This window comes from Pseudoalteromonas sp. TAE56 (assembly GCF_000497955.1).
In the GTDB taxonomy this organism is placed as follows: Bacteria; Pseudomonadota; Gammaproteobacteria; order Enterobacterales; family Alteromonadaceae; genus Pseudoalteromonas.
Genome location: NZ_AUTN01000149.1, coordinates 33,227 through 51,095 on the forward strand (window position 1 = coordinate 33,227; position 17,869 = coordinate 51,095).

At 40.5% G+C, this 17,869-nt stretch carries 13 protein-coding genes; 5 read left to right on the top strand and 8 right to left on the bottom strand.

The window, feature by feature from the left end; translation table 11 throughout:
* Positions 1–12 precede the first annotated feature (12 nt).
* Positions 13–528: a DUF2489 domain-containing protein gene (locus tag L656_RS0119210; RefSeq protein WP_024600407.1), complete on the top strand. Its 516-nt coding sequence runs from the start codon at positions 13–15 to the stop codon at positions 526–528.
* Between the two features lie 62 nt (positions 529–590).
* Here L656_RS0119210 and hemN read toward each other — a convergent pair whose 3' ends face one another.
* Positions 591–1,964, bottom strand: a complete 1,374-nt coding sequence (hemN, locus tag L656_RS0119215; protein ID WP_024600408.1) for an oxygen-independent coproporphyrinogen III oxidase — start codon at positions 1,962–1,964, stop codon at positions 591–593.
* 122 nt (positions 1,965–2,086) lie between these two features.
* Positions 2,087–2,620 (bottom strand): ribosome biogenesis factor YjgA, encoded by a 534-nt coding sequence (gene yjgA / locus L656_RS0119220; RefSeq protein ID WP_024600409.1) that lies wholly within the window; start codon positions 2,618–2,620, stop codon positions 2,087–2,089.
* A 144-nt stretch (positions 2,621–2,764) separates the two neighbouring features.
* Here yjgA and pmbA point away from each other — a divergent pair, with 144 nt between their 5' ends.
* The 3 genes from pmbA to L656_RS0119235 all read left to right on the top strand — a co-directional run bounded on the left by pmbA (position 2,765) and on the right by L656_RS0119235 (position 6,995).
* The gene (gene pmbA / locus L656_RS0119225) at positions 2,765–4,114 is read left to right on the top strand and encodes a metalloprotease PmbA (RefSeq protein ID WP_024600410.1); all 1,350 of its coding nucleotides are present in this window, start codon (positions 2,765–2,767) and stop codon (positions 4,112–4,114) included.
* Between the two features lie 72 nt (positions 4,115–4,186).
* Positions 4,187–4,672, top strand: coding sequence for a DUF721 domain-containing protein (locus tag L656_RS0119230; RefSeq protein ID WP_024600411.1), 486 nt, complete (start codon positions 4,187–4,189; stop codon positions 4,670–4,672).
* Positions 4,673–4,919: 247 nt separating this feature from the next.
* Positions 4,920–6,995, top strand: a complete 2,076-nt coding sequence (locus tag L656_RS0119235; protein WP_024600412.1) for a M13 family metallopeptidase — start codon at positions 4,920–4,922, stop codon at positions 6,993–6,995.
* 36 nt (positions 6,996–7,031) lie between these two features.
* Here L656_RS0119235 and L656_RS0119240 read toward each other — a convergent pair whose 3' ends face one another.
* The 4 genes from L656_RS0119240 to L656_RS0119255 form a co-directional block, all read right to left on the bottom strand.
* Positions 7,032–8,132 carry a phosphotransferase enzyme family protein gene (locus L656_RS0119240; RefSeq protein WP_024600413.1) on the bottom strand — a complete coding sequence of 367 codons (1,101 nt, stop codon included), beginning with the start codon at positions 8,130–8,132 and terminating at the stop codon, positions 7,032–7,034.
* Positions 8,133–8,155: 23 nt separating this feature from the next.
* Positions 8,156–8,554: an 8-oxo-dGTP diphosphatase MutT gene (mutT, locus tag L656_RS0119245; protein WP_024600414.1), complete on the bottom strand. Its 399-nt coding sequence runs from the start codon at positions 8,552–8,554 to the stop codon at positions 8,156–8,158.
* Between the two features lie 67 nt (positions 8,555–8,621).
* Positions 8,622–11,336, bottom strand: a complete 2,715-nt coding sequence (gene secA, locus L656_RS0119250) for a preprotein translocase subunit SecA (RefSeq protein ID WP_024600415.1) — start codon at positions 11,334–11,336, stop codon at positions 8,622–8,624.
* Between the two features lie 371 nt (positions 11,337–11,707).
* Complete coding sequence (locus L656_RS0119255) at positions 11,708–13,735, bottom strand: methyl-accepting chemotaxis protein (RefSeq protein WP_024600416.1); 2,028 nt, start codon at positions 13,733–13,735, stop codon at positions 11,708–11,710.
* Positions 13,736–13,851: 116 nt separating this feature from the next.
* Here L656_RS0119255 and L656_RS0119260 point away from each other — a divergent pair, with 116 nt between their 5' ends.
* Positions 13,852–14,622, top strand: a complete 771-nt coding sequence (locus L656_RS0119260; RefSeq protein ID WP_024600417.1) for an NADP-binding protein — start codon at positions 13,852–13,854, stop codon at positions 14,620–14,622.
* On the opposite strand, the gene hutH is transcribed toward L656_RS0119260, so the two are convergent.
* On the bottom strand, positions 14,619–16,154 hold the full coding sequence (gene hutH, locus L656_RS0119265; RefSeq protein ID WP_024600418.1) for a histidine ammonia-lyase: 1,536 nt from the start codon (positions 16,152–16,154) through the stop codon (positions 14,619–14,621). The genes L656_RS0119260 and hutH overlap by 4 nt on opposite strands.
* 2 nt (positions 16,155–16,156) lie before the next feature.
* Complete coding sequence (hutU, locus tag L656_RS0119270; protein WP_024600419.1) at positions 16,157–17,830, bottom strand: urocanate hydratase; 1,674 nt, start codon at positions 17,828–17,830, stop codon at positions 16,157–16,159.
* Positions 17,831–17,869: the final 39 nt, after the last annotated feature.

Sequence of the window (17,869 nt, forward strand, 5' to 3'; positions counted from 1 at the left end):
TAAGGATAAATAATGAGTACCGCGGTAATTTTAGCCTTACTTTTAGGCGCTGCTATAATAGTTGGTCTGGCATTTTATGCGGGTCAGTTGCTGTACAAGTTAAATGCGCAAAAAAAGTTAATTGCTAAAACGCAGGCTGAACAAAAGCAAAAGCTTGAGAAGTCGCGTTTAAAGCGAAATGCCAAACTAGCCGATAGTATTCATTTAATTGCGCGTGCAATGAATGAAGAGCAGTGTGAGTTTTCTGAAGGCTGTTTACGTATTTGGGTACTTATGTCTCAATATGGCTTTGAGAGCGAGCGTGATTTAACAATACAGTACCCTGGCATTTATAAAATGTACCAGGTAGTTAAAGAAATGCCGACACACGATGCACGTAAAAAATACGCTAAAAAAGAGATTTTTAAGCTAGATAAGGCTCGCTGGCAAGCTGAAGAAACACTCAAAGATGAAGTTAAAGCCGATTGCGCTAAAATTATCATCGAGTTTAAAGCGGCTCCTGGCAGCGATAAAGTGGTTTTTAACTAGTTTTTCGAGTACTCAGAAAAAGCAGACCTTGGTCTGCTTTTTTTATGCCGGACAGTTTTTAGTTAAATCACTCGTGAAAAACGTGTCGCATTTATTTGTTTTTGTAAATGAGCGTCAAAGCACATGCAAATAATACGAATGAATAAGTTGCCGCGTGGTGTTACGCTAATTTTATTATCATTTATAGTGACTAGTTCATCTTTTATAAGTGGCGTAAGCGCAATTAACGCATCCTCAAAGTAGTCATTAAATATAAGCGCATGCTTTTTACTAAAGTCTTGTATATCTAATTCAAACTGGCAAATGAGCTGCTTAATTGCATCAGCACGAATTACATCATCATGTGTTAAATGCATACCTTTATTAAGAGCACAGCCGCTTTGTGTTTCTACGCTGTGGTAATAATGTTTTAATTCTTTTTGATTTTGTAAAATGGCAGTGCCAATTTGCGAAATGGATGACACGCCTAAGCCTAATAAATCACAATTTCCATGGGTTGTATAACCTTGAAAATTACGATGTAATTTCCCTTCATTTTGCGCAACAGCTAGTTCGTTGTCGATTTTTGCAAAGTGGTCCATACCAATAAATTGATAGCCTGCTTGCGTCATCTGCTCCAGCGTATTTTTAAACATGGTGAGTTTATTATGTGCACTGGGTAAATCTGCATCTTTAATCTTTCGCTGTGCGGCAAAGCGCTCTGGTAAATGCGCGTAGTTAAACACCGATACTCGGTCAGGGCTTAACTCAATAAGTTGCTCTATAGTTTGCTTAAAGCTCTCTGGTGTTTGCAGAGGAAGCCCGTAAATCATATCTGCATTAATAGATTGAAATCCCAGCTCGCGAGCTTGTGTAATTAATTGCTTAACCGTATCTGCATTTTGCGGACGATTAACAGCAAGTTGCACGTCGTCGTTAAAGTCTTGAATCCCAAACGAGACACGATTAAAGCCAAGCATCCTTAAATCAACAAGCATGTTTTCGGCAAGCGAACGTGGATCTATTTCAATACCGCGTTCAGTAGTTCGCGTAAAATTAAAGTGCTGCTCTAAAAGCTTTATTAAACGGGTCATTTGTTTTGCGGTTAAAAAAGTGGGTGTACCGCCACCTAAATGTAATTGCTCAACCGTGTAGCTTTTAAATAAATGCGCTTGAGCAGTAATTTCTTTTGCTAAAAAGTCGAGATACGTATCTGCTTTAGATTGATGGCGGGTAATTATTTTATTGCAGCCACAGTAGTAGCAAAGCTGACTACAAAATGGAATATGAATATATAAAGAAAGTGAACGACTCGTTGACGATTCTATCGCGTTTAGTAAGTTTTGTTGCTGATAACCGTCACGCAGTGATAGAGCCGTGGGGTATGAGGTATAACGCGGGCCAGACACATTATATTTGTTTATTAGAGTTTGATCCCACTGTGGAAGTTTAATCATCACGCGCACCTAAGTATTTATTTAGGGGGATTATAAAAAAGTACGCAGGGAGGCGGTTTGATCTATAACAAAAAAGGTGCCGAAGCACCTTTTTTAATAAAATATCAATTAATACGGTCTAATTAATACGTAACGGTATGTGCATCTTTGAGATATTGAAATAACTCTTTATAACCTTTACCAGGCTTTTCAGCTTTTGCTTCTTTTGCCGCATTACGAACCAATTGACGCATTTGCTGACGATCAAGAGACGGGAACTGCTCAATAGTCTCATTGATAAGATCATCACCTTGTTCAATTAAGTCTGAACGTAGTTGCTCAATTTTTTTGACCAATACTTCAGCTTGGTTATTTTTATTAAGCATTACATCGATAATCGCTCTAATAGCGTCAATGTTTTCTACAGTACGCAACGTTTTAGCAATGTAGTTTAAGTGACGGCGATACGCATCGCTTTTATTACTTATTTTATCAGCAACAACCATTGCCGCTTTTAAATCGTCATTTAATGGCAGGCGTTCGCGCTGTTTTTTACCCATTTTGGAAATTTCAGTACCTAACTGATGAAACTCTTGCGCTTCGCGCTTAAGCTCCGTTCTTGATACATATTCAATTTCTTCTTCAATTTCAGCAGGCTTGCCTTTTTTCTTTGCCATGGGGTGCTCTTAAATAAAAATAACTTTTGCCATTATACATGAATATGATACTTAGGAATATTAGCTGATGTGATGCATTGAGTGTGTTAGCATTTAAATATAAGAAATGCGTGCATTATGCCTCTAAGGCTCAGGACTTAATTTATGAAAAGCCAACAAAACGATCCAATTTATTCTCAAATATCGCAAGTTAAAGATGCGGTAGCAGAAGTACTCGAACATGCTAAAAAATTAGGCGCTACAGCTGCCGAAGCGGCCATGTCTAGTACATCTGGTTTATCGGTTAGTACTCGAATGGGTGAAGTAGAAACCATTGAGTTTAACCAAGATGGCGGCTTAGGCATTAGCGTATATGTTGGTAATAATAAAGGCTCGGCGTCAACCGCTGATTTAAATCCGAAAACGTTGCGTATGGTAGTAGAAAAAGCGATTGATATAGCTAAGTTTACATCTGATGACCCATTTAACGGCGTTGCTGATAAAGAATTGCTAGAATTTAATCCTAAAGATTTAGATTTATACCACCCTTGGGATGTAAGTCCTGAGGAAGGCATTGAGCTTTGTCATGCTGCTGAGCAAGCTGCACTAAATGCTGATGAGCGTATTGTTAACTCTGATGGTGCGAGCTTTTCATCGCATCAGGGGCTACGTGTTTATGGTAACAGCCATGGTTTGATAACCGGTTTTCCACGTACTCGTCATAGCATTAGCACTATGGTGATAGGTCAAGATGGCGAACAGATGCAACGCGACTCTGCTTATACTGTTGCGCGCGATCAAGCGGGTTTAAATGACGCAGCGGCAGTTGGGCTTGAAGCGGCAGCTGAAACGCTCGCTAAATTAAATAGTCAAAAGCTAGGCACAATGAAAGTGCCTGTTATTTTTAGAGCTGATATTGCAAACTCATTGTTTGGTCACTTAGTGTCGGCAATTGGTGGTGGCGCACTTTATCGTAAATCAAGCTTTTTACTTGATAGCTTAGGCACACAAGTATTTAGTAATTGTGTAAATATAGCTGAGCGCCCGCATATTTTAAAAGGTTTGGCGTCGTCACCGTTTGATAGCGAAGGCGTTAAAACCATTGACAGAGAAATTATTCAAGGCGGCGAGTTACAAACTTATTTATTAGCAAGCTATGCCGCGCGTAAAATGAATATGACGCCAACAGGGCATGCGGGCGGTATACATAACTGGCTTGTTGAACAAACTCATAACGATTTAACTGCACTATTAAAAACCATGGGCACAGGCTTATTAGTAACCGAGCTAATGGGGCAGGGCGTAAACACAGTAACAGGTGATTACTCTCGTGGTGCTGCTGGTTTTTGGGTTGAAAATGGTGAAATACAATATCCAGTAAGTGAAATTACCATTGCTGGTAATTTAAAAGATATGTTTAAAGGTATATCTGCTATTGGTGGTGACATAGAGCGCCGTGGTGGTATTCAAACTGGCTCAATATTAATAGAGCAAATGCAAATAGCCGGCGCGTAGTATTAATAGGCAGTGTATACTTGGGTCCAGAGTATTATCTCTGGGTCTAAGTGAGCTTTTACGAGGTGTAAAATGGCTAAAGATAGATATGCACCAAAACCGCTAACCGATATTATGGCGGGGTTAAATAATCGTTTATCTGCTTATGCAGGCAAAAGCCAAGCACTTGATACACAGCAAACCTTATTAAAAGATTTTTTAGGTCCTAAGTTGGGTGATAAATGCCGAGTAAGTAATTACCGAGACGGTACGCTAATGATCGAGGCGGTATCTGCACCTATCGCGCTTAGGCTTAACTATCTAAAAATGGATATGCTCTCACATTTTAGAGCCGCCGGGATGGCAGAGCTTGGGCAAATAAAAATCACGGCAAATCCTCAGGCGACTCAGCGATTAAGTACTGCGAATAAGTCGGGCAGTCCTGCAGTTACCAACTCTCGTAAAATGAGTAAGCAAACAGCTGATTACTTAAACGCCATAGCATCTTCGGCCCCTCCTTCTTTAAAAGAAAAACTTGAGCGTTTAGCGCTTCATGGAAAAAATAAAAGCGAGCCTTAACTACCCACCATCTTGTTATTGGTGGGGTCAATTTGGCAGCTCACCGCATTCAAAATACTTTGTTACATATTCCATTTTATTGTTGCCCTAATGAGGTTTATGATACTGGCTGGTAATGTATATTGATTGAAGTCCCTGATACCCATTCCATTAAGTAAAAGCGTGTAGGCAGTGCTATTTTTACTCCTGCTATATTCAAGAATTTAATGGAGTTGGTATTAAATTCTAACTAACAAACGGAATCATTATGAATAAAGTAACAATGGCTGCTGCAAGTATTGCACTTGCACTTGGCTTGGTAGGTTGTGGTGAAAAACAACAAGAAACTAAAGTAACCGACACTCCAGTAGTGACAGCACCTGCTGAAAAACCACTAGAGCTTGGTATTGAATTAGCTAATATGGATAGTTCGGTACGCGCACAAGACGATTTTTACTACCATGTAAATGGACAGTGGTTAGCTAAAACTGAAATACCAGGTGATAAATCTAACTACGGTTCTTTTTCGCAGTTATATGATGAGTCGCAAAAAGCGATGAAAATAGCCCTTGAAAGTGCAGCCGCAAACAAAGCCGCTAAAAAAGGCAGTGATGAGTACAAAATTGGTGCATTTTATAAAAGCTATATGAATAAAGATGCGCGTAATGAGCTAGGTATTACGCCATTACAACCGTCATTAGATACAATTGATAGCGTTAAATCTAAAGCTGATTTAGTGGGTTTAATGGCTAAAATTCAAAAACAAGGTGGTACTTTACCGTTTGGTTGGTTTGTAAATAACGATGCTAAAAATTCAAGCGAGTATGCATTGTATTTATCTCAGTCGGGTCTTGGTTTACCAGATCGTGATTATTACTCAAACGATGACGAAAAATTCACTAAAATTCGCGCTTCTTACGAGCAATACATCACTGATATTTTAGCTAAGTCAGGCGTTAAGAATGCAGCAGAAGCTGCTAAGAGCGTACTTGCATTTGAAAAAACACTAGCTGATGCACAGTGGAGCCGCGTGCAAAGCCGTGACGCAACTAAATCTTATAACAAGATGACAGTAGCAGACGCAAGCAAGTTGATGGGCGACCTTGATTTAGCTGCATTCTTTAAAGATGCAGGTGTGAGTGCAAGTGACATTATTGTACGTCAACCAAGCTACTTAGAAGCACTAGCTACTATTTACAAAGACACTGATTTAGCGACGTGGAAAAACTACTTAAAATTTCATTTTGTAAGTGGTTATGCAGAGCTACTTAGTGAAGATTTAGTTAACCTTAACTTTGACTTTTACAGCACAACACTTCGTGGCGTAGAAGAACAAGCACCTCTTTGGAAGCAGGCGGTTGATGCATCTAACAGTGTTCTTGGTGAAATTTTAGGTAAGGTATACGTTAAAGATAACTTCCCGCCAGAAGCTAAAGCACGCATGGAAGAGTTAGTTGATAACGTAATTAAAGGTTATGGCGTTGCTATCGAAAATCTTGAGTGGATGAGCCCTGAAACAAAGCTTGCAGCGAAAGAAAAACTAGACAAATTTACGCCTAAAATTGGTTATCCAGACACGTGGAAAGATTACTCTGAGCTAGAGATTAACTCAGATGAGCTAGTAGGCAATTACATTCGTTATAGCGAATGGGCATACGCAGACATGATTGCTAAATTGGGTAAACCAGTTGATCGCTCTGAGTGGCATATGACTCCGCAAACGGTAAATGCGTATTACAATCCAGTAAACAATGAAATTGTATTCCCTGCTGCTATTTTACAACCGCCATTCTTTAATTTAGAAGCGGATGATGCTGTAAACTACGGCGCAATTGGCGCAGTAATTGGTCACGAGCTTGGTCATGGTTTTGACGACCAAGGTGCTAAATATGACGGTGACGGTAACTTACGTAACTGGTGGAGTGAGACTGACCTTAAGCAATTTGAAGAGCGTACAGCGGCTTTAGTTGCACAGTATAACGAATATAAACCATTTGAAGATGCAAGTGTTAATGGCGAGCTAACGCTTGGCGAAAACATTGGTGACTTAGGTGGCTTAACGGTTGCGCATAAAGCGTATATGCTATCTTTAGGTGATAAAAAAGCACCTGTGGTTGATGGTTACACAGGCGATCAACGTTTCTTTATGGGTTGGTCACAAATTTGGCGTCGTAACTATCGCGATGAAGAGTTACGTAATCGTTTATTAACAGACCCTCATTCACCAAGTCACTACCGTGTAATCGGTATCTTGTCGAATATGCCTGAGTTTTACGAAGCGTTTGACGTAAAAGAAGGTGATAAAATGTATATCAAACCAGAAGACCGCGTAAAAATCTGGTAATTACATTGTATGTAAATAATAAAAACCAGTAAGTTTTTAGCTTACTGGTTTTTTTGTATCTTGAATTTGTTCATCGACTAAGTACGCGTGCATCCATTCTTCGTTACTCAGTATGTTTTTATAAAGCGCGAGTTGGTTTTGTACGCGCTCTAAATTGTGCTCTGCATGAGCCACTTTAAAGTACACATCGTTATTTAAGTAATCAGTTAAAAAGCGCACACTTAACATGAGCGGCATTATTTTAGCGCCTAGCAGCAGGCTTTCTTGTTCTTGTTTACTCATGCTACTTTTTAATGGCGTTACATAGCCTTTAACAATGGCTGAAAATATATCTTTTCGAATAACAACGTTGCGTAAGTTTGTTGAATCCTCGGCTTCGGGGGAGCAGAAAGTGCGTACCATGTCACCAAAATCATAAAGCCGAAATCCCGCCATGCAGGTATCTAAATCAATCACTGCTTTTGCTTTGTGAGTTGCACTACAAAACAGCATATTATTTATTTTTGTATCGTTATGACACACTCTTAGTGGTATCTGCTTAGCTATACTACTAAGCTCAGTAATTAAATGCTGCTGCGATAAGCAATATTCTATTTCGTCAGCGCAGTGCTTTACTCTATTTACAGAGTTATTTGTGATTGCGGTATTTAATTGCTCAAAGCGCATCGCTAAGTTATGAAAATCAGGAATTACAGTATGTAGTTGTTGTGCATCAAAGTCTTGCAAGGCATGCGTAAATACACCAAAAGCGTAAGCCGCTTGCTCGCTCTGTTGCGTGTTTTTAACAACGTCTTCGCTGTAGCTGTCACTAATATAATTAAGTACACGATAGTGTTCGTTATCTATTTCTATTAAGTATTCATTGTTCTGCGTAGCTATATGCTTAACTGTTTCAAGGGGGTAGTTGCTTTGTAGTTGTTTGGTATTTAAATGCTGCTCAATTAGTTTTGCATTACTTACTAACTGAGCAGGGTATTTAAATACCTCAGTATTAAGTTTTTGCACAATAAACTGTTTATCAATACATCTAAGTAGCCATGTACTATTTATATGGCCGCTACCAATCACACTAACTTGAGTTAACTCAGGATTTAATGCTAATTGTTCGCTTAGCTTATTTTGTATTGAGATGTTCATTGCGCTCACTTGTACCTAGTTTGTTATGCGTATCGGGCTACTATTTTCTGGATAATTTCAGCATTAGCTTCAGGGAAATCATAATTTTCTAATTCACTAATTGCTACCCATTCACTAGGTTGTCCTTCAGCGCCATGTGCTTCACCGCTAAAGTTACTCACTACGTGTACATCTAATTTAACGCACTTATCGCCGTAGTCATGTTCAATCACCATAAGTTGACTAGAGCTGTGAATTGTTAATCCAACTTCTTCAATAAGCTCGCGTTTAAGTGCAACAAAAACACTTTCACCTGCTTCTACTTTGCCACCAGGAAATTCCCATAAACCGCCTTGATGTTGTTCATCTGCACGTTTACAAATGAATATAGCGTTATTTTTCTTAATAACACCAACAGCTACATGTACAATTTCTATAGTCATTACTTTAAAACTCCATAAAAAAAGCGACGCTAGCGCCGCTTTTTAATAAGCTAATAACAATATTGGGCTATTTTAATTTACCGCAACATTGTTTGAATTTTTGACCTGATTTACAAGGGCAAGGGTCATTACGACCTACTTTTGGTTCTGTACGAGCCATTACAGTCGCTGTTTCTGGTGCTGGCGCTTCGCCACCTACTTGCTCAGCTTCTTCATGTTGGTATTCGCGAGGAGCATTTTCACTTTTACGGTGTTGCTCTTCTACTTTTTCAACATCTTCTTCTGCGCGTACTTGTACTTTACTTAGGATGCTTACAACATCTACTTTCAAGTTTTCAAGCATTTCAGAAAACAACTCAAACGATTCACGCTTGTACTCTTGCTTAGGATTCTTTTGCGCGTAACCACGTAAATGAATACCTTGGCGTAAGTGATCCATCGCAGCAAGGTGATCTTTCCAATGTTGATCAAGACTTTGTAGCATAATCGCTTTTTCAAACTGACGTAAAACAGAATCGCCTACTTGCTCTTCTTTTTGCTTGTATGACTGCTCAACAGCTTCTTCAATACGCTCACGAAGCTTTTCTTCATATAGCTTATTGTCATCAGCTAACCACTGAGTGATTGGTAACTCAATTAAGAAATCTTGCTTTAAACGCTCTTCAAGGCCAGGAATATCCCACATTTCAGCAAGGCTTTGCGGTGCAATGTACTGATCAATTACACCAGCAAGAACATCACCACGAATTGCTGTGATAGTTTCCGAAATATCGCCTTCTTCAAGTAGCTCATTACGTTGAGAGTAAACAACGCGACGTTGATCGTTTGCTACATCATCGTACTCAAGTAATTGCTTACGAACATCAAAGTTACGTGCTTCTACTTTACGCTGTGCATTTTCAATCGCACGGTTAACCCATGGATGTTCAATTGCTTCACCGCGTTGCATACCTAGTTTACGCATCATGTTAGTCATGCGTTCACCAGCGAAGATACGCATTAGTGCATCGTCCATCGATAGGTAGAAACGGCTAGAGCCGGCGTCACCTTGACGACCAGAACGACCACGTAATTGGTTATCTATACGACGAGATTCGTGACGTTCAGTACCAATGATATGTAAACCGCCGGCATCAATTACTGCATCATGGCGAATTTTCCAAGCCGCTTTAATATCAGCAATTTGCTCAGCAGTTGGGTTCTCAAGTTTTTCAACTTCACTGTTCCAGTTGCCGCCTAACACGATATCGGTACCACGACCGGCCATATTGGTTGCAATTGTTACTGTACCTGGCAGACCCGCGTCTGAAACGATGTCAGCTTCTTGCGCATGAAATTTAGCATTAAGTACGTTGTGCTTAATTTTTTCTTTGCGTAGAAACTGTGATAAATACTCAGAACTTTCAATTGAAATAGTACCTACAAGTACCGGTTGTCCGCGGTCTTGGCAGTCTTTAATGTCAATTAAAATTGCTTCGTATTTTTCTTCTTGCGTTAGATAAACTAAGTCGGCGCGATCATCACGAACCATTGGCTTATTAGTTGGCATAACAACGGTATCTAGGCCGTAGATAGATTGAAACTCAAAAGCTTCAGTATCAGCAGTACCTGTCATACCTGCTAGTGTTTCGTATAAACGGAAGTAGTTTTGGAACGTAATAGATGCAAGTGTTTGGTTTTCGTTCTGAATATTTACACCTTCTTTAGCTTCAACAGCTTGGTGTAAACCTTCTGACCAACGACGACCTTCCATTGAACGACCAGTATGCTCATCGATAATGATTACTTCGTTTTCTTTTACAACGTAATCAACATCTTTTTGGTATAGCTTGTGAGCACGAAGAGCCGCATAAACGTGACTTAATAGCGTAATGCTTGCCGCTGAGTAAAGCGAATCGCCTTCTTCAATTAAACCGCGTTCAGTAAGTAGCTCTTCTACTTTAATTTGACCACGTTCTGTTAAATGAACTTGCTTAGACTTTTCATCAATAGTGTAATCGCCATCGCCTTCAACACCTTCTTCGTCTTCTTTTTCTTGAAGTTCAAGTAAAGGAACGATGGTATTTATTTCAGTGTATAGCTCAGAGCTGTCCTCAGCTGGGCCTGAAATAATAAGCGGAGTACGCGCTTCATCAATTAAGATTGAATCCACTTCATCGACTACAGCATAAAATAATGGACGCTGAACACGTTCATCAATGCTAAAAGCCATATTATCGCGAAGGTAGTCAAAACCAAATTCGTTATTTGTACCGTATGTAATGTCAGCAGTATAAGCTAGCTTCTTCTGCTGTGGCATCATACCAGGTACGTTACAGCCTACAGTAAGGCCTAAAAATTCAAATAACGCACGGTTGGTTTCAGCATCACGTTTAGCAAGGTAGTCATTCACAGTAATTACGTGAACACCTTTGCCTGTTAAGCCGTTTAAATAAGCTGGTAGGGTAGCTGTTAGTGTTTTACCTTCACCGGTACGCATTTCTGCAATGCGACCTTGATGTAAAACCATACCACCTAATAACTGCACGTCGAAATGACGCATGCCATTTACGCGCTTTGACGCTTCACGTACCACAGCAAAAGCTTCAGGTAGAATGTCGTCAAGGCCTTGTCCGTTATCGTAACGTTCTCTAAACTCAGCTGTTTTAGCTCTTAAATCTTCATCAGAAAGCGCTTCAAGTTGCGTTTCTAGCGCATTGATTAGCGCGACCGTCTTTCTTAAGTTTTTAATAGTGCGGTCATTGCGACTACCAAAAAGCTTGGTAAATAAATTAGATATCATGATAAAACCGTTACAATGTATTCTTTGTCAGCCGAGTATCGGCTAACCCATTTTTAACAATTGGTAATTAATATGTGCTTTTAAATAACACTTAGAACATATTAATTAGCAATATTGTATTAAACCGCTCAAAAAGCACTGTTTATTACGTGCGCTACTATACCAGACTCTGCCAAACAACAAACTATCTCAATAAAAAGATCTGTGTATAAAATCGAAAAATTTGATCTGGTTCGCAAAAATAACTTTGTATTACTCAATTACAGTAAAAATAGTAGCGAACTGTAAAGATATGGTGCTAAATAAATTAAAAACAAGGGTTATAGCTGCGCTTAAGTTTGACGCTTAAACACAGCTATTAAATGAGAGTTTTATAATTTAAATTGATTAACCGTTTTGTTAAGCGCTGCAGCTAAATCACTTAAGTCACGAGCTTCGTCAGCGAGGGTGTGTGCATGGTCAGCGGTACTGTTCACTAAGTTATTAATTGCCGAAAGGCTCGTATTAATATCTTCAGCAACGACTGTTTGCTCCTCAGTTGATGTTGCTATTTGATGACTTTGGTCTTGTACTTTAGTGACCGACTGCGCAATATTGTGAAGTGAGCTAAGTACTTCTTTAGTTTGCAGCACTGAGCCTTCGGTTTGGTCTTGTCCTTGTTGCATCATCACCGAGGCCTGTTGAGCTATTTGCTGCAAACGCGAAATCATATTACGAATATCGTCGGTTGATTCTTGTGTGCGACTTGCTAGTGAGCGTACTTCATCCGCAACAACGGCAAAGCCTCGACCGTGTTCGCCAGCACGAGCAGCCTCTATAGCCGCATTAAGTGCAAGTAAGTTGGTTTGATCGGCAATTGAGTTAATAACATCGACTAATGCACCAATGTTATTACTTTCTTGTTCAAGGCCCGCAACCACTTTGGATGCTTCACCAATATGCAACGCCAGTTCAGTCATTACTTTTTGCGCCTGTGTAGAACGGCTTGCACCTTCAGCTGTAATTGCCTGAACTTCTTCAGCTGCGTTATTTGTATGTTGTGCATTACGTGATATTTCAAGCACGGTAGTTGCCATTTCAGTTACCGCAGCGCTCACGCTATCAACTTGTTGCTTCTCTTGTTGAATTTCAGAATTAGTTTGCTCAGAAACATGTCTTAGTTGAGCTGCTGCGTTGCTTAGTTGCTCTGCTTGAGCTGCGGTTTCGAGCATCATGGCGCGTAACTTATCAATAAACGTATTCATGTGATTGGCCAGTTGGCCGACTTCATCTTGGCTATCAATATCAATTTTTTGAGTAAGATCGCCTTCGCCCGATGCTATATCACGCATAATGAGTGTAAGCGTTGTAATGGGTTTTGAAATCATATGGGTAGCCCATAAAATCATAGCTAATATAATAATTAAGATAATAATTACTGCAGTTGTTGTTGCAGTTACTGCAGCATTTACGGGCTCTTCAATCATGCTAGTAGGAATAAGTAGACCTACATACCAATCTATATAAGGCTGCTCTAACTGCAGACGATGGTAAACCACATAAAACTGCTCTCCTTTAAAGGTAACCATTTGGCTGCCTTCAAGGTTATTTCGCATTTGTGTGTTTAACTCTTTAAAGCCTGCGGTATCTGTAAATTGTTGTTCAAGCGCATCGAGTCCTTCTTTACCGTTTGCACCTTCATCTGTAATTGAAAGCTTGTGCCCAGTGGCTTTTGAAAAGTGCACTACTTTTTGATTTCCATCGAGTAAAAACCCATAACCTTGGCCATTAAAGCGAATATTTTCGACCATGTCGTTAATTTTGTTTAATTGTAAATCAACACCGCCCATACCAATGAGTTTACGCTGTGCGTTATAAACAGGTTGTTGTACAACTGCGGATGCTACGCCTGTGGTTAAATCAACGGAGATTGGACCTACGTAAAGTTTGTTAACTTGCATGGCTTCTTGCCACCAACCACGCTTGTAGGCGTAATAAGGCTGGCCGTTGTAGTGACTTGTACGTTCATTTTCTTTAAAGTATTCACCGGTGGTTGCTGAGGCAAAAAAGGCCGATAAAATATTTTCGTCGTTTGAGCTTAAACGCACAAAGTCTTGGTTTACTTCGTTGTAACCTGGCGCGCTTTCAAGTGCTTGATCGCGAGTATCCCAATTTTCAAAAAAATTGATTAAATGTGGGTTATTAACAAAGGTTGATACCATTTTACCGTACATCGCAAAGTAACTTTGCATTGAAAGTTGCTCGGTCTGTAGATAACTCTGTGCTTCGTTTTCTATGTTTTCTCTAGAGAGGTTGGCAATGTGTTTAACAAAAAATGTTGAGGCAATAATTAGTAAAACGGTAATTGTTCCACCAATCAATAATAATATTTTCTTCCGTAATGATAAATTATTTAGCATGAGTACGCATATTTTTATTATTTATGAAATTATATCTAATCATATCTTACTTAAAATCTCTATAAAGTTAGATAGAAAGAACTAATTATGCGTTTAAAATAAAGGCTTATACAAAAATGACAAATAAAAGTAATAAATTAGTAGTATTAGGTGCAGGTTGGTTAGGACATGCTTTATGCGTAAGTGCGCAAAAAGCTGATTGGCAAGTACAAGGAACGCATAGAACAGATATACACGAGTTTGACTTTGAGCGTCAGTTTACACTTGAAGGTGGCCAATTAGTGCATCAAGTTGATTTACAAAATGCTTATTGGGTATGTGCTATTCCACCACGTAGCAGGCACAGTGAAAGTAATTATCCTGAAACTCTCACCGCAGCGCTTAAGCTTTCAAAGGAGTTAAACGCAAAGGGCTTTTTATTGTGCTCATCAACCGGGGTATACGATCAAGAGCCTGGTGTATATAGTGAAAGTTGCGATATTTCATGCACAAACGAGCGCCAAATAAAGCTCTATGAGGCAGAAGAGCAAGTACTTGAGCAAGACGGAAAAGTGCTGCGTTTAGCTGGATTACTAGGGCCTAATAGAGAACCTGGGCGTTTTGTGGCAGGTAAAGAGCTCAATACATCAAGTGAGCAAGTGGTAAATATGGTGCACCAACAAGATGTAATTAATGCTATTTTTGCGGTGATAGAGCACTGGCAAGTAGGGCAAAATATTTATAATGTGGTTAATCCTGCGCACCCCACTAAAGCTGAATACTACGCAGTGAAGTGTGCAGAACATGGCGGTGAGTTACCACGCTTTACCAGTGATGATAAAGCTGAGCGCAAAGTTATTGGCTCAGCTATCGAAGCGCTAGGCTTTACTTACCAATATGGTATTTAATATGCTGAAGGTAGGGGACTGCTCTCTATGAAGTCGCATAACTTACCTTCACTTAATAATGTATTGGCAGCTTCTATATCGGGAGCAAAATAGCGGTCTTTATCATAATAACTCACATGCTCGCGCAATAACGCTTTAGCGCTTTGTACTTTATTTGATGGTTCAAGCGGTTTTCTAAATTCTAGCCCTTGAACCGATGCTAACCATTCTATTGCCAAAACACCTTGGGTATTATTGGCCATTTCATCTAAGCGCCTTGCTGCAAAGGTTGCCATAGAAACATGATCTTCTTGATTTGCAGATGTAGGCAAGCTATCAACCGAAGCTGGATGCGCTAATGATTTGTTTTCTGACGCAAGCGCTGCTGCGGTAACTTGAGCAATCATAAAACCTGAATTTACACCGCCGTTTTCAACTAAAAATGGCGGTAACTTGGATAGGTTTGAATCGATAAGTAATGCAATTCGCCTCTCTGCTAATGCGCCAATTTCGGCAATTGCGATAGCTAAGTTATCAGCGGCCATTGCAACGGGCTCTGCATGAAAGTTTCCTCCCGATATTATGTCGCCTACATCGGCAAAAACTAGCGGATTATCGGTTACACCGTTTGACTCGCATAACAATACTTCTGCGGCTTGGCGTATCTGAGTTAGGCAAGCACCTAGCACTTGAGGTTGGCAGCGAAGGCAATAAGGGTCTTGTACTTTTTCACAATTGACGTGGGAATCACTAATTTGAGAGTGCGTATCGAGTAGCTCTCTAAATACTTGAGCAGTGTCTATTTGTCCGCGCTGACCACGAATATCATGAATACGTGCATCAAATGGCGCGCGACTACCCATTGCAGCTTCTATGCTTATCGAGCCGATAACGCAGCTTTGTGCATATAAGTTCTCGCTTCTAAATAGGCCTTGTAGTGCAAATGCAGTCGACGCTTGTGTGCCATTTAATAATGCTAAGCCTTCTTTAGCTGCAAGGGTAAGAGGTTCAAGCCCCGCTATTTTTAACCCTTGCGCTGCACTAATTATTTTTCCTTTATGTCGCATTTGACCTTCAGCTAATAAAGGTAGGCACATATGCGCAAGAGGGGCTAAATCTCCCGATGCCCCCACGGAGCCTTTTTTAGGCACACACGGATATACTTCGCTACTAAGCAGCTGCATAAAAAATTGGATTACTTGCAGACGAATACCCGAGTAGCCGCGCGAAAGCGAGTTTACTTTTAAGGTGATCATTAACCTTACTGTGCTGTCATCCATGTATTCGCCAATGCCCGCAGCGTGTGAAAGCACAATGGAGCGCTGTAATAATTCAAGTTCATCGTCGGCTATTTTGGTATTAGCTAATAACCCAAAGCCGGTGTTAATCCCGTATACAGTGCGGTGCTCATTAATAACGTTTTGAACGGTTTGTGCGCTGGCAGCTATTTGTGATTCAGCATGCTTTACGAGGCTTAACTTTACCGGTGAATTATTAATTTTTCTCAGTGTGTTTAAATTAAGTGAGCCTGGTGTGAGAGTATGTTCGAACATGATCATTCCTCGTTTAGCATAGGTAGGTCTAAATTTTGTTCTTTAGCGCAGTTTTTTGCTGTGTCGTATCCAGCATCAGCATGGCGCATTACGCCCGTTGCAGGGTCGTTCCAAAGTACGCGAGCAATACGCTCTTTAGCTTCATTTGTACCATCGGCAACAATAACCACACCAGAGTGTTGGCTAAAGCCCATACCTACACCGCCGCCATGATGAAGTGACACCCAAGTAGCACCACTTGCCGTATTAAGGAGTGCATTGAGTAATGGCCAATCTGATACCGCATCAGAGCCATCTTTCATGCTTTCGGTTTCACGGTTAGGGCTGGCAACTGAGCCAGAGTCGAGGTGATCGCGACCAATAACGATAGGGGCTTTAAGTTCGCCATTTTTAACCATTTCGTTAAAGGCCAGTGCAAGGCGTGCTCTATCTTTTAAACCTACCCAACAAATACGTGCAGGTAGCCCTTGAAATTGGATGCGTTCACGGGCCATATCAAGCCAGTTATGCAAATGTGCATCATCGGGAATAAGCTCTTTTACTTTTGCATCGGTTTTATAAATATCTTCTGGGTCGCCCGATAGCGCTACCCATCTAAACGGTCCAATACCTTCACAAAATAAAGGGCGAATATAGGCGGGTACAAATCCAGGAAAATCAAACGCGTTGGTAACACCTTCATCAAACGCCATTTGACGAATATTATTTCCATAATCGGTAGTGGCGGCACCCGCTTTTTGCAGCGCCAGCATGGCTCTAACTTGGACTGCCATTGATTGTTTTGCGGCTTTTACTACCGCTTTTGGATCTTGCTCACGCATTTGTGCTGCGTGCTCCATTGTCCAGTTTTGTGGTAAGTAACCATTGAGTGGATCGTGAGCTGATGTTTGATCTGTAACTACATCAGGTGTAATACCTGTTTTAACCAGTGTATTAAATACATCAGCAGCGTTACCAAGCAAACCCACCGATAGGGCTTCACCTTTTATACATGCATCGGTTATTAATTGCAGTGCGTGTTCAAGGCTCGTTGCTTTTATATCAACGTAGCCTGTTTTTATACGAAAATCGATACGGCTTTCATCGCATTCAACAACTAGCGCGCTAAACCCTGCCATTGTAGCTGCAAGTGGTTGCGCACCGCCCATACCACCAAGACCACCTGTTAATACCCATTTCCCTTTAGCGCAGCCTAAAAAATGTTGCTTTGCCATAGCTACAAATGTTTCGTAAGTACCTTGTACTATGCCTTGAGAGCCAATATAAATCCAAGAACCTGCTGTCATTTGCCCATACATCATCAAGCCTTTTTTATCGAGCTCGTTAAAATGTTCCCAATTTGCCCAGTGCGGAACAAGGTTTGAGTTGGCAATAAGTACACGAGGGGCATTACTGTGGGTTTTAAATACACCAACGGGTTTTCCTGATTGTACAAGTAGGGTTTCGTCGTTTTCGAGCCTATCGAGGGTTTCTATAATTTTGTCATAACTTGGCCAATCGCGAGCTGCTCGGCCAATACCACCATATACAACAAGTGCATGAGGATGTTCTGCAACTTCAGGGTCTAGGTTATTCATTAGCATGCGTTTAGCTGCTTCAGTTTGCCAGCTTTTAGCACTTATTTTATCGCCATGAGGTGCACGTATTACGCGACTTGTGTCGAGTCGGTTGTTCATGTTTTGCTCCTGTTGTATATACAAGGTGATTTGTTATAA